Genomic DNA, 13,616 nt, shown 5'->3' on the forward strand with positions numbered 1-13,616 from the left:
GTACCAATGAGTTTTGATGCAGAACCATCCTACAGAAGGTCAGAAAAAATCAGAAATCCGTATGGAGAGTAGACTCAGAGGTTTAGAACACTTGTTCTAGCCTCTTTTGTTCGCAATCATGCTGTAGGAAGGGAATCAAAGGAGAACGAAAATGATTGATAATAAATGGCTGAGTGGCCAAGGGACCCTTCTTTGTGGGATCTTAAATGTCACTCCGGATTCATTTTCTGATGGCGGTAAGTATACGAGTGTGGATGCAGCCTTGCAGCAGGTGAGAAAACTGATCCAAGAAGGAGCTCAGATCCTCGATATCGGAGGAGAATCAACCAGACCAGGAAGTCATTATGTGGAGATCCAAGAAGAGATTGACCGCGTGGTTCCAGTGATTAAAGCCATTCGGAAAGAAAGTGATGTCTTGATTTCAGTGGATACCTGGAAGTCCCAGGTGGCGGCAGCGGCGCTCGAAGCTGGGGCTGATATTGTCAACGATATTACGGGTTTTCTTGGAGATCCTAAGATGGCTGCTGTCGTCGCGGAGCATGAAGCGAGCGCAGTTCTCATGTTTAATCCAGTGATGGCAAGACCGCATCATCCAAGTTCCACTATCTTTCCACGTTTTGGTTTCGAACCAGTCTTTTCAGAGCAAGAGCTTCAACAGATGGCTCAAGAACCGATTCAAGATTTGATGTGGACCTTCTTTGACCGCTCGCTTGCGATAGCGAGAGCAGCTGGTGTCCAGACGGATCGTATCATGCTGGATCCTGGGATCGGATTTGGGTTGACCAAGCGAGAGAACTTACTCTTATTACAAGAACTTGGGACGATTCACCAAAAGGGGTATCCGATCTTTCTAGGGGTCTCCCGCAAACGCTTTGTGGTCAACATTATTGAGGAAGCTGGATTTGAGACAGATCCTGCTACGGAGACTGGTTTTTGGAATCGGGACCTGGCTTCGAGCCATTTGACGAGTATTGCAGCCAGTCAAGGAGTCGAAGTGGTGCGGGTGCATGATATTCCCCTTCACAAGATGGCAGCCAGTCTGGGGCAAGCCATTTTCCAAGCCCAAGAGGCAGCAGATACCAATTTAAAACAATACAAGTAAATGAAGACAAAAGAACATCAGTTGGATCTTCGTTGGCTAGAAGCCTATCGTTCCCAAGATCCACATTTCGGCTTAGAGCGCATGGAAGCTCTCTTGGCTTTGAGAGGAAATCCTCACCTAGACTGTCGGGTCATTCATGTTGCGGGGACCAATGGCAAAGGCTCTACCATTGCTACCTTGTCCCAACTCTTGAGGCAGGCAGGTTTACGCGTTGGAGTCTTTACTTCTCCTTATCTGATCCATTACAATGACCAAATCACCATTAATGGCGAAGCCATTTCAGATCAAGACCTGCAAACCTACCTGGATAGTTACCAGCAGCTCCTGCAAGCTGAACAATCAAGGGCTATCTTTCAAGGTTTGACGGAATTTGAAGTGATGACGGCCATCGCCTATGATTATTTTGCTCACGAGGAGCTGGATTATGTGATCATGGAAGTCGGTATGGGGGGACGACTAGACAGTACCAATGTCTGCCAGCCCGTTTTGACGGCGATCACTTCGATTGGCTTGGATCATGTCGCCCTTCTTGGGCCAGATCTGGCTTCCATCGCCCGTGAAAAGGCTGGTATCATTAAGCCAGGAATTCCTCTGGTTCTAGGGAAATTAGAAGCAGAAGCCAGCCAAGTCATTGAAGGCATTGCGATTCAGAAGCAGGCACCGATAACAGCCTATGACAGAGATTACCAAGTCGAGCTAGAAGCCTCTTGTATATCGGGTCAATCCTTTTCTTATCACAGTTCCAAAAGAGAAACAGCCTCTTATCAAGTAGCGCTCTTAGGTCATCACCAGGCCAGAAATGCAGCTCTTGCGATTAGTATCTGTGATGTACTTTTTGAAAGAGAAGGGCGTGAACTCTTGTCAAGAGAGCTAGTGGATGAGACCTTGCATCAAGTCGTCTGGCCTGGCCGGATGGAAGTGGTCTCGAAAAATCCCATGATCTTGCTAGATGGGGCCCATAACCCCCACGCCGTTGTGCCTTTAATCGCAAGTCTTCGGGAACTTTTCTCAAGTCAAAAAAAGACCATTCTTTTTACCTGCATCCGGACCAAAGCCTTAGAAGAGATGCTCATTCAGTGGCAGGAACTAGAAAATAGTCGCTTGATCCTTACGACCTTTGAAGATCCAAGAGCTTATTCTCAAGAAGAGATAAGAGCTGCTGCGACAAAGCATCAGCTTGAGGAAGTCAACTGGCAAGAGTTTCTACAAAACTGGCAAGCTGAAGGCGATGAGCTCCTCATTGTAACGGGGTCGCTCTACTTCCTTAGCCAAGTACGACCTTATTTATTAAAAACAGAAAAATCCAACTAGGAGATGATATGGATACAAAGAAAATTGAAGAAGCAGTGAAAATGATCATCGAGGCAGTCGGTGAAGATGAGAACCGTGAGGGACTTCAGGAAACACCTACCCGCATTGCCAAGATGTACCAAGAAATCTTTGCAGGACTGGGGCAGACAGCAGAAGAGCACCTGTCTAAATCATTTGAAATCATTGATAACAATATGGTGGTCGAGAAGGATATCTTCTTCCATTCCATGTGTGAGCATCACTTTTTACCATTTTATGGAAAAGTGCACATTGCCTACATTCCAAATGGCCGTGTGGCTGGGCTTTCAAAACTGGCTCGTACGGTCGAAGTATACGCTAAAAAACCACAGATTCAGGAACGTTTGACGGTAGAAATCGCAGATGCCTTGATGGAATATCTTGGAGCACAAGGAGCACTTGTCTGGGTAGAAGCAGAGCATATGTGTATGAACATGCGTGGTGTCCGTAAACCTGGGACCGCTACAGTAACAACTGCTGCGCGTGGACTGCTTGCGACAGATAAAGACTTAAAAAATGAAGCCTATAAACTCATGGGCCACTAATGGCTGGCTATAAGAGGTGAACAGAGTGGATCAATTACGGATCAAGGACTTAGAGGTATACGCCTATCACGGTGTTTTTCCAGCAGAAAAAGAATTAGGACAACGTTTTGTCCTAGACCTATGGGTAGATTATGAGATGACCCGTGCTGCCCGCACAGGTGATTTGGAAGCTTCGATCCATTACGGGATCTTGGCGGAACAGTTGACCGAGTGGATGCAGGCAGAAAAGATCGATCTGATTGAAACAGTGGCATTTCAGTTGGTACAAAAGATTTTCGAAAGCTATTCCTTTGTAGAAAAAGTTCGTCTGGAGTTGAAAAAACCTTGGGCTCCTGTTCCCTTGCCATTAGAGACTTGTTCGGTGACAATCGAACGAGAGAAAAAACGGGCCTTTATTGGGCTTGGCACCAATATGGGAGATAAACAACTGCAACTAGAGACGGCGCTAGAAAAAATCAAGGATCGAGGCATTCGCCTTCTTCAGACATCCACAAGGATTGAAACAGAACCTTGGGGAGGAGTGGAGCAGGACACCTTTTTGAATCAAGTGGCAGAAGTTGAAACCTGGATGACCCCAGAGGATTTACTAGAGACCTTACTGACCATTGAGCAGGAAATGGGACGTGTTCGTGAGGTTAAGTGGGGGCCACGTGTGATCGATCTAGATCTGCTCTATATGGAGGACACCATTTGTTACAGTCAGAGCTTGATCTTGCCACATCCTTATGTGGCAGAACGTGCCTTTGTCCTAGAGTCTTTGAATGAAATTGCTCCTCATTTTGTGGACCCTGTTCAAAGAAAGCCCATTCGCCAATTATGGGAGGCTGTCAAATAGTCTCTCTTCTTTGCATCATAATAAAAAACAATCCCTGTTCGAGGGATTGTTGAGAGCGTAGAGAAACGAATCTTTAATAAAATTTAATCAATTCTTTAAAAATTATACTCGTTATAGTTATTCAATCATATTCTGAAACTTTCCGCCGTGAGAAAAGTGCCTGAAACGACTCAGTTTCAGGCACTCGGAATTATTGAGACCTTAGGCTCAATAATTAGTCATGGAACTTCATAGAAGTTCGCTGACGTCCGTACTCACCTAAGGAAAGTTTTTTAAGAAGACTTTGTCTTCAATCTGAACAATTCCTAGAGCAGGGATTGTTTTTGTTTGTCTGAGTTTATTTACGATATAAGCGATCGTATTGGTAGACAGGATCCATGGTGACGTTGATACCGAGCTTGCGAAGGACGTTCTTGTCTTCGTCTGTCAGCATCACGGTTGAATGGGCTTCGCTGCCTTTCAACTTGCCTAATTCTTGCATAGCAAGCTTAGCATCTTCGTTGCTCATGGCTGTAATGGCAAGGGCAATGAGGATCTCGTTCGAGTGAAGACGAGGGTTACGGCTACCCAAATGATTGATCTTCAAGCCTTGGATAGGTTGGACGTATTCTGGCTCGATTAATTTGGTTTCTTTATCAATATGCGCCAATTTCTTGATCGCATTGATCAAGAGGGCTGCCGTTGGACCAAAGAGATCAGAGGTTTTTCCGGTTACCATCTCGCCGTTTGGCAATTCAAGGGCCAAGGCTGGCTCACCTGTTTCTTCTTCTTTTTGGCGGGCAAGCACGGTCACTTTCCGATCATTTGGAGTAATGCCCAAATCATTCATCAAGAGCTCAATCTTCTTGACGGCTCCTTCACCGACACGTTCAGCTTTGACATCCAAGATGGTTTGGTAATAGCGACGGATGATTTCTTGTTGGGAAGCTTCAATCGCAGCGTCATTGTCCACAATGGCAAAGCCAACCATGTTGACGCCCATGTCTGTTGGAGAAGCGTAAGGGGAGGTTCCTAAGATGCGTTCCAACATGCGCTTCAAGACAGGGAAGATTTCGATATCGCGGTTGTAGTTGACCGTTGTTTCTCCATAGGTTTGGAGGTGGAAGGGATCGATCATATTGACATCGTCTAGATCTGCAGTCGCTGCTTCATAAGCCAAGTTAACTGGGTGGTGCAAAGGAAGATTCCATACTGGGAAGGTTTCAAACTTGGCATAACCTGATTTGATCCCATTTAATTGGTCATGGTACATATTGGACATACACGTTGCCAGCTTACCAGAACCAGGTCCAGGAGCTGTCACAACGACCAAATTGCGGCTAGTTTTGATGTAGTCATTTTTCCCCATCCCTTCAGGAGAGATGATGTGGTCCATATCGGTCGGATAGCCCTTGATCGGATAGTGGAGATAAGAGGCGATCCCGCTCTTGTCTAGTTGTTTGCGAAAGGCATCTGCTGCAGCTTGTCCAGCATATTGGGTGATGACGACAGAGCCTACAAAGATCCCCAATTCATTGAATTTGTCGATCAAGCGTAGCACTTCTTGGTCATAAGAAATTCCTAGATCCCCACGGGCTTTTGAGTGCTCAATGTTGTTGGCATTGATGGCAATGACAATTTCCACCTGGTCGCGCAATTCTTGGAGCAGCTTGATCTTATTGTCTGGTTCGTATCCAGGGAGGACACGAGCAGCGTGGAAGTCTTCTAACATCTTACCACCAAATTCAAGGTAGAGCTTGCCATCGAATTGATTGATCCGCTCAATAATGTGGTCACGTTGCAAGTTCAAATACTTTTCAGAACTAAAAGCTTGTTTTTTCATGTAAAACTCCTGTATATAAGGGAAGGGTCTGTCACACAAATCCAAGGATGAGTGTTCCGTTCCCTACCATTTCATTCTTTCATATTATATCAGAAAACAGATGGAAGATAAAATATTCTAAGATACTTTCCTAAGGGGAGATTAGACATCATAGAATTTGATTGTTCAGGCATATTTTTTACATAAAATGACCTAAGTGATGCTAAACAAATAAAATGAGGTAGTCTATTAAGGTCATAGCAGGGTGCACTTAAACTTTCCGCTGTGAGAAAAGTGCCTGAAACGACTCAGTTTCAGGCACTCGGAATTATTGAGACCTCAGGCTCAATAATTAGTCTTGGAACTTCGGAGAAGTTCGCAGACGTCCGTACTCACCTAAGGAAAGTTTTTAAGTGGATTTTATCCTCGATCTGAAAGACCCTTACGGGGCTTTCAGATCGATGTTGTTTAATAGTGTTTGATCAAATCAACTGTAGAGCGATCCAATTTCTTAACCAATGCTTGTAAGAAGGCTTGCGCTTGCAAGAAATCATCCATGGCATAGAGGGTTTGGTGAGAGTGGATGTAACGTGCACAGACCCCAATGGTTGTTGATGGGACTCCACCATTCTTCAAGTGTGCTGCACCTGCATCGGTACCACCTTTGGCACAATAGTATTGGAATTTGATGCCCGCTTCTTCAGCCGTAGTGAGCAAGAAATCCTTCATATTTGGCAGCATGATGTGACCTGGATCATAGAAACGAAGCAGTGTTCCTTCCCCAATCGCACCTTGGTCTCCAAAGACATCAGCTGCTGGCGAACAGTCTACAGCAAGGAAGATTTCAGGATCAAATTTAGTGGTTGAGGTGTGGGCTCCACGAAGTCCCACTTCTTCTTGAACGTTGGCCCCTACATAGAGTTCGTTGTTTAAGGCTTGTCCAGAAAGGCTCTTGGCCAATTCGCTGACCATCAAGACACCGTAGCGGTTATCCCATGCTTTTGAGATGACGTTTTTACCATTAGCAGTAAGAATCGCAGAGCTATCTGGGACCAAGGTATCTCCAGGACGGACCCCATAGCTTTCAGCTTCGGCTTTAGAGCTAAAGCCTGCATCAAAGACGATGTCGCTAATGGCAGGTACGGTTGGTCCACCTGTTCCACGTGTCAAATGAGGAGGAACAGATCCTGAAATAGCAGGGTATTCACGTCCGTCACGTGTAAAGAGTTTGAAGCGTTGGCTGCTGACGACCATCGGATTCCAACCTCCGATTGGGACAACACGGAAAGTCCCATCAGCTTTGATTTCGCTGATCATGAACCCAACTTCATCCATGTGGGCAGCTACTAAGATACGAGGAGCATCGGCTGCTGTTGAGTGTTTGACCCCAAAGATCCCACCGAGACCATCTGTCACGATTTCGTCCACATGAGGGGTCAATTGTTGGCGCAAATAATCCCGTACAGGGGCTTCATGACCTGAGATAGCAGGGATTTCAGTTACTTCTTTGATTTTAGAAAATAAATCAGTCATAGGTTACCTTCTTTCTGATGTTATTTTATCACTTTTTCTACAAGGATGGTAGCGTTATTATGGAAATCAGTCTCTAAAAGCGGAGGGAGAGATCTAGCCTAGACCGTTGTCCCTCTGCTTATTTTGTGTTACAATAGGCACTATGAAAGCTAAAAAAATTATTTTGTCTAGTCTGGCTGTAGCAAGTGCAGGAGCCCTTGCGGCCGGTGTTTATAAAATTGCCAAAGATCAAAAGCGTCTTCGTACCCAAGAAGAATTGGTAGCAGAAGTACGGGAGCAAATGGAAGCCATGGGAAGGATTGCGACCCTGTATGTGGAACTCTACGAGTCTAGTGAAGAGCGCTTAGTAGGTGGTGTCATTTTTGAAGATGAGCGCCATTACCGCTTTGTCTATGAGGATGGTCTCTTGCATTACGAAGAGGAAAAATTATGATTACACCAAATTCTCTAGAAGAAATTGCTTCATACGTAGAGCAAGATGGCAAGAAAGTGTTTGTCTTTTCAGCAGATTGGTGTGGGGATTGCCGTTACCTCAAACCTTTTTTGCCGGAGATTGAGGCTGAAAATCCCGAATTTACCTTTATCTTGATTGACCGCGATGCCTATATGGATCTGGCGAAAGTCTGGGATGTTTATGGGATCCCAAGTTTGGTGGTTCTGGAAAAGGATAAGGAAATCGGTCGGTTTGTCAATCGGGATCGGAAAACCAAAGCGCAGATTACAGCGTTCTTAGCAGGATTAAAATAGGAGAAAAACATGATTGTAACATACAACAAAGAACAAGTCGGCGATGTCTTGATGCTGACCTTGAAAAATAGTGGAGAAGCAAAGCTCGCGGTGGAGAGAAAAGGAAAAGTGGCTCGCGTTTACCGTGAGGACAACCAAGAAACGGTTGCCTGGAATATTTTTGATGCCTCATCTTTCTTCGCCATCGAAGGCAAGGGCCAAGTCTTTTTGACAGATGAGCAAGTGGCTCGTTTGAATCAAGAATTGGAAAGAGAAGGTTTTTCAGAACGCTTGGTCAATGATCGGGAACCAAAATTTGTGGTAGGTGAAATCCTTGAAATGGTGGCCCATCCAGATAGTGACCACTTGAATATCTGCCAAGTAGCAGTTGGAGCAGATAAGACAGTTCAGATCGTAGCAGGGGCTCCAAATGCGCGGGTGGGTCTCAAGACCATTGTTGCTCTTCCAGGTGCCATGATGCCGGATGGCAGCTTGATTTTCCCAGGAGCTCTTCGTGGAGAAAAAAGCTATGGCATGATGTGCAGTCCTCGCGAATTGCACTTGCCAAATGCTCCTCAAAAACGAGGCATTATTGAATTGGATGACGCAGAAGTAGCAGGGACACCTTTTGATCCTGCTCGTCACTGGCACGAATAAAGAGAAGAATCTAGGATGTTTTGGATCCTAGATTTTTTTGATTTTGGTTTGTCACCTCCATTTTTTGAAATTTTTTCGAATAAATAGATAGGAGGTAAATGATGTATAATAAAGTTATTTTAATCGGTCGCCTAGTAGCGGCCCCAGAATTGCATAAAACCAGCACAGACAAATCCGTTGCCCGAGTGACCGTTGCGGTCAATCGTCGCTACAAGGACCAAAACGGGGAGCGCGAGACTGATTTTGTCAATGTCGTTGTCTGGGGGAAATTGGCTGAAACCATGGCTAGTTATGCCAGTAAAGGGAGCCTGATCTCTTTGGATGGAGAGATTCGGACGCGCCGCTACGAGAAAAATGGGGTCATGCAGTATGTGACAGAGGTCCTCTGCCAAAGTTTTCAGTTGCTAGAGAGCCGCGCTCAGCGAGCGATGCGTGAAAATGGTGGAACGGGAGATTTAGCCGATATCATCTTAGAAGAGGAAGATCTTCCCTTTTAGGATCAAAAAAGCTGGTTCGTTTATAGACCAGCTTTTTTGATATTTGCTAGGGATTTCATTCGGGAACGACTCATTTAAAAATAAATCCAAAATATGCATCTGTACAATAAAAGCCAGCACTTTTCTTGAAAAAGTAGTAAAATAAAGTAATATATATTCAAAATTTTCAGAAAAGGAACGGAGTTTGAAAGGAAAAGAAGATAGAAATGAACGGTTGAAATGGTTGATAAAACGGGTTTTACTGGTGATTCCGGTGGCCTGCATCCTCTTGTGGATCTATGCCGTTTGTCAAACCAGTAGCATCAAGGATCAGACCAAGATCGGTGTCACCTATATGACCATGAACAATGAGTTCTATAAAAGTATTCATTCGGAAATTAGTCGAATTGCTGATGAGAGAGGGGCTCTTGTATCTGTTCGAGATCCGGAATTGGATGAAAAAAGGCAGAGCCAGCAGATCGATGATTTTTGCGCCCAAAAAGTAAATGTGATTGTGATTAATCCGGTCAAAGGGGATAGTCAGCCCATTTTAAGGGCTCTTAAAAAAGCTAGAAAACAAGGAATTAAGATCATTGCAGTTGATACCCAGCTCAAGCATTTTAAGCCGGATGCCAGCATTGTCTCCGACAACTACCAAGCAGGAGTCTTGATTGCGAAAGAGCTGATGAAACGCTCTTCAAATGCTCGGATCCTTCTCTTGGAGCACAAGGGGACTGTTTCGGCAGATACGCGGATTCAGGGATTTAAGGATACTATCAAAGGACATGGGTCATATGAGATTATCTCGGAACTAGAAACCAAGGGTCAGACGGAGATCGCTATGCCAGCTGTCCGTAAGTTCTTGCAGTCAGGGGGGAATGTCGATACTCTAGTCTCCTTGAATGACCGTTCAGCTATAGGAGCTTTAGCAGCGATCAAGGAGCAAGGGATCACCCATCCCATTGCGATCTATGGGATTGATGGCTCACCAGATATGAAAGCCTTGCTACACTCGACAGATGATGTCGTAGGAACCGTTGCCCAGTCTCCTTTGAAGATGGGAGACCGCGTGATGGAGGTCATCCAAGATATGGCTGATGGGAAGAGCTACAAAAAAGAAATAACCATTCCGGTTCAGATGATGACAAAGGAAAACATCGATCACTTTGATGTGAATGGGTGGCAGTAATGAGAAAATTTAGAGGTGTGAGATACAGTTTGGCCATTCTGATGGTCGTGAATTTTATCGCTGTGATGCTCAACAGTATCATCTATCTTCAAGCAACCAATTATATCATTGCCCAACGGCAAGCTTCTCTATTAGTAGAACGCTTAGAGCGTATTCCTTTTGCGCCCTCTACAACTTTTTGGTTGTCTGCGCTCTTATTTGCTGGAATTGCCTTGATCTCCATGAGTCGTTACCGGTCTCAAACGAGTCGATGGTCCATTTTTGATAAGTGGAACATTCTGGAGATCCTCCTGATGTTGCTCTTGATGTGGGTCCAAAATGTAGCTTATAACGGGCTGATTCTCTTGGTTTTTGCGGATATCTTCTATGGTTCCAAAGAGTTGAATACCAAGCGAGACCGCAAGTATTGGTTTGCGTTTATCCTAGTGAGTTTCTTGATGCTTCTTGTGACCAATTCAGACGTCTTTTCGCTTTTCTTTCCGATTCCTTCTCTGGATGTCTATATTCATTTTTACCCTGCCTCCATCCGGATTCTGGCCTTTTTCTTAAAGAATTCCCTCTATGCTTTGAATATGGTGCTCTTCATTATTTCGCTTTTGTTCTATATTATGAATGTTCTTGCGGAAAACCACGAAGTGGAAGAAGAGTTGGCCATGGTTTCGAAGGTGAATACAGAGTTGAACAACTATATGGCCTTGTCTGAGAAGATTGCAGAAGATCGGGAGCGCAAGCGGATTGCTCGGGAGATTCACGATACCTTGGGACACGCGCTAACAGGGATCTCGGCAGGTTTAGATGCTGTCGGAGTCTTGATTGATATCGATCCCAATCGGGCAAAAGAGCAGGTAAAAAGCGTATCAGAAGTTGTCCGGGAAGGGATCCAGGATGTGAGGGGCTCTCTCAACCGCCTCCGTCCAGGTGCCCTTGAGGGACGAACCCTCAAAGATGCTTTGGAAAAGATGATCCGCGAGTACCAGACACTTTCCAACTTGCAGGTTGATTTACATTATGAATGGGTCGATGTCGATATGGACGTCATGATTGAAGATACGATCTTTCGTGTGATCCAAGAGTCTATGACCAATGCGGTTCGCCACGGTCATGCCAGTCAGATGAGCCTTCATTTTTTTGAGGATGAAGAAGATTACCTGATCGAGTTGCAGGACAATGGGGTTGGGTTTGAAACCTTGACCTATGGCTATGGACTCAAACAGATGATGGAGCGTATTTCCATCCTGGGAGGACAGCTTCAATTTGAAAGCCGCGATGGATTTTTCACGCGCGTCAGTTTACCGAAATATAAAGAAGGGAGATAGAGATGGTGATAAAAGTAATGGTGGCAGATGACCAGGCCTTGATTCGAGAATCTCTGAAAATTATTTTGTCAGCCCACCCCGATATCGAAGTGGTGGCCACAGTGGAAGATGGGAATCACGTCTTGTCTAGCATTCCACAGACACATCCTGACCTGATCTTAATGGATATTCGGATGCCAGGCATGGATGGGGTTTTGGCGACAAAAGAAGTCAAAGAGCACTATCCGGATATCAAAATTATTATTTTGACAACTTTTGACGATGATGAATTTATCTATAGTGCGCTCAAGTATGGTGCTTCAGGTTATCTTTTAAAGGGAGCCTCGACAGAGGAACTCTATGAAGCGATTAAGGTGGTGCATCAAGGCGGAGCCATGATCAACCCGAATATCGCTAGTAAAGTCTTTCAAATTTTCTCACAAATGGCCAAAACCAACTTCTCTATTGCTGTAGATGAGGACAATGTCAAGGATTTGAGCACGACGGAATGGCGCATTATCCAAGAAGTCGGCTATGGGGAGTCCAATAAAGAAATTGCGGCCAAACTCTTCTTGTCAGAAGGAACCGTGCGCAATTACTTATCAACGATTTTGGCGAAATTAAACCTACGAGATCGAACGCAATTAGCGATCTGGTCAGTCCAAACAGGAGTGACGAGACGTGATTTTTCTAAAGGAAATACAGAATGAAATTGAAGCGAAAGCATCTTTGTTGGGGGATCGGTCTCCTTGTTGCGCTCTGTGCGAGTGCGGGTTTCTATTGGTGGAAACAGCAACCGACCGTGCTTCATATTGGCGTGTATGCAGGTTCTAGTTGGGATGTGCCGACCAGTCAACGTTCCCATGCCTTGGATCGTGCGATTGAAAAATTTGAAAAGTCTCATCCCCACGTTCGTGTGGAGTATGAAAATGGGATCCCGCAGTCAGATTATTCAGACTGGCTCTCTGAAAAGATTGTCTCAGGAAAGACACCAGATGTGTTTATGGTCTCTGAGCAAGATCTTTCCTTATTAGCGGCGCGTGGCGTATTAGAAAAGTTAAACGGCTATATGGATCGAAAAGATCAAGCTGCCTTTTACCCCGTTGCCTTTGAATCAGGTGTCTATCAGGGGCAAACCTATGCCTTACCTTATGAAAGTAATCCGATTTTGATGTGTGTCAATAAAGATCTCTTGGATAAAGAAGGCATCGCGGTTCCTAAAGAAGGTTGGACCCTTGAAGAGTTCTATACGATTTGCAAGAAACTAACCAAAGATACCAATGGAGATGGGCAATTGGACCAATTTGGGAGCACAGAATACACCTGGAAAGAAGCCTTGGCGGCAAATGGAGGTCATCTCTTCCAAGGAGGCATGCTCAAGCTGACAGCTCCAAAAGTCAAAGAGTCTTTGACTTTTCTTCAAAAATTGGAAGATTTAAATAAAAATTACAAGGTGAGTTCTAAAGATTTTGACCAGGGAAAAGTCGCCTTCTATCCCATGACCTTGGCCCAATATCGGACCTATAAACCTTATCCCTACCACGTTTCAAAATATTCAAACTTCACCTGGACCTGTATCCCGATGCCTGCTAAGTCAAAAACGACCAAGGCAACCTTAGTCACGACGACTTCTTTTGCTATGTCGGCTCGAAGTTCTCATTCCAAGTTGGCTTGGGAGCTGATGCAAGTTTTGACAGAGGATCCAGACATTCAACAAACCCTCTTTGCTCAATCCCAAGGGATCTCTGTCATGCCACAGGTAGTCAAGAGTCGCTCTAGTAAAAACCTTCTGCAGGTGGATGATTTTGGAACAGATTCCTTGACCAATCAGACCTTGAACCGCATCATGGAACAAGCTGTTGAAAGTAGTCCGAAAAATGTCTCAAAAGAGGTGTTAGAAAAGCTGGACTACTTGATTGGCAATGCCTTGCGCGATCAGGATGTCGAGAACCGCTTGCCTCAAATTCAGAGGGAGATTGAAAGTAGTCTACAGGTAGGAGTTTAGAGTAAAATAAGATGGCATTTTGTCAAGTGACAGATGTCATTTTTTTATTGCTAAATGTCATATTAGGAATGTGACATTTGACAATGTAAAAACGCTTTCAAATAGTCTACAATAGAGTCAAAT

The 13,616-nt window shown here is 44.7% G+C and carries 14 protein-coding genes; 12 read left to right on the forward strand and 2 right to left on the reverse strand.

Features of this window, described 5'->3' with window-relative positions; translation table 11 throughout:
- Positions 1-151 precede the first annotated feature (151 nt).
- Genes folP through folK form a run of 4 tightly spaced genes read left to right on the forward strand, consistent with a single transcriptional unit; the run spans position 152 to position 3,811 of the window.
- A complete protein-coding gene (gene folP / locus NMM13_RS06985; RefSeq protein ID WP_070586317.1) occupies positions 152-1,102 on the forward strand; it encodes a dihydropteroate synthase in 951 nt (316 codons plus the stop codon).
- Positions 1,103-2,413 carry a folylpolyglutamate synthase/dihydrofolate synthase family protein gene (locus tag NMM13_RS06990; RefSeq protein ID WP_195529150.1) on the forward strand — a complete coding sequence of 437 codons (1,311 nt, stop codon included), beginning with the start codon at positions 1,103-1,105 and terminating at the stop codon, positions 2,411-2,413. It begins immediately after the preceding gene.
- An 8-nt stretch (positions 2,414-2,421) separates the two neighbouring features.
- Positions 2,422-2,976: a GTP cyclohydrolase I FolE gene (gene folE / locus NMM13_RS06995; protein WP_003019101.1), complete on the forward strand. Its 555-nt coding sequence runs from the start codon at positions 2,422-2,424 to the stop codon at positions 2,974-2,976.
- Positions 2,977-3,001: 25 nt separating this feature from the next.
- Positions 3,002-3,811 carry a 2-amino-4-hydroxy-6-hydroxymethyldihydropteridine diphosphokinase gene (gene folK, locus NMM13_RS07000; RefSeq protein ID WP_070586319.1) on the forward strand — a complete coding sequence of 270 codons (810 nt, stop codon included), beginning with the start codon at positions 3,002-3,004 and terminating at the stop codon, positions 3,809-3,811.
- A 337-nt stretch (positions 3,812-4,148) separates the two neighbouring features.
- On the opposite strand, the gene NMM13_RS07005 is transcribed toward folK, so the two are convergent.
- Together NMM13_RS07005 and pepA are read right to left on the reverse strand one after the other, a co-directional pair.
- Positions 4,149-5,633, reverse strand: coding sequence for a DUF1846 domain-containing protein (locus NMM13_RS07005; RefSeq protein ID WP_003009791.1), 1,485 nt, complete (start codon positions 5,631-5,633; stop codon positions 4,149-4,151).
- Positions 5,634-6,080: 447 nt separating this feature from the next.
- Positions 6,081-7,145, reverse strand: coding sequence for a glutamyl aminopeptidase (gene pepA, locus NMM13_RS07010; RefSeq protein ID WP_014712788.1), 1,065 nt, complete (start codon positions 7,143-7,145; stop codon positions 6,081-6,083).
- A gap of 142 nt (positions 7,146-7,287) precedes the next feature.
- On the opposite strand from pepA, the gene NMM13_RS07015 reads away from it, so the two are divergent.
- From NMM13_RS07015 to NMM13_RS07050, 8 genes are all read left to right on the forward strand, one after another.
- A complete protein-coding gene (locus tag NMM13_RS07015; protein ID WP_049472862.1) occupies positions 7,288-7,578 on the forward strand; it encodes a DUF4651 domain-containing protein in 291 nt (96 codons plus the stop codon).
- Positions 7,575-7,892 carry a thioredoxin family protein gene (locus tag NMM13_RS07020; protein WP_021154296.1) on the forward strand — a complete coding sequence of 106 codons (318 nt, stop codon included), beginning with the start codon at positions 7,575-7,577 and terminating at the stop codon, positions 7,890-7,892. Before NMM13_RS07015 ends, NMM13_RS07020 begins: the two co-directional genes overlap by 4 nt.
- Positions 7,893-7,901: 9 nt before the next feature.
- Complete coding sequence (gene ytpR, locus NMM13_RS07025; protein WP_254728555.1) at positions 7,902-8,528, forward strand: YtpR family tRNA-binding protein; 627 nt, start codon at positions 7,902-7,904, stop codon at positions 8,526-8,528.
- Positions 8,529-8,629: 101 nt separating this feature from the next.
- Positions 8,630-9,025: a single-stranded DNA-binding protein gene (locus tag NMM13_RS07030; protein ID WP_003004675.1), complete on the forward strand. Its 396-nt coding sequence runs from the start codon at positions 8,630-8,632 to the stop codon at positions 9,023-9,025.
- A 184-nt stretch (positions 9,026-9,209) separates the two neighbouring features.
- Positions 9,210-10,193, forward strand: coding sequence for a substrate-binding domain-containing protein (locus NMM13_RS07035; RefSeq protein ID WP_070664755.1), 984 nt, complete (start codon positions 9,210-9,212; stop codon positions 10,191-10,193).
- A complete protein-coding gene (locus NMM13_RS07040) occupies positions 10,193-11,509 on the forward strand; it encodes a sensor histidine kinase (RefSeq protein WP_061455739.1) in 1,317 nt (438 codons plus the stop codon). The genes NMM13_RS07035 and NMM13_RS07040 overlap by 1 nt, the downstream gene beginning before the upstream one ends.
- A 5-nt stretch (positions 11,510-11,514) precedes the next feature.
- Positions 11,515-12,198: a response regulator transcription factor gene (locus NMM13_RS07045; protein ID WP_070664840.1), complete on the forward strand. Its 684-nt coding sequence runs from the start codon at positions 11,515-11,517 to the stop codon at positions 12,196-12,198.
- On the forward strand, positions 12,195-13,493 hold the full coding sequence (locus NMM13_RS07050; RefSeq protein ID WP_254728553.1) for an ABC transporter substrate-binding protein: 1,299 nt from the start codon (positions 12,195-12,197) through the stop codon (positions 13,491-13,493). Before NMM13_RS07045 ends, NMM13_RS07050 begins: the two co-directional genes overlap by 4 nt.
- The last annotated feature ends 123 nt before the right edge of the window (positions 13,494-13,616 follow it).

The organism is Streptococcus sp. CF8_St5-11 (assembly GCF_024295625.1).
Taxonomy (GTDB): domain Bacteria; phylum Bacillota; class Bacilli; order Lactobacillales; family Streptococcaceae; genus Streptococcus.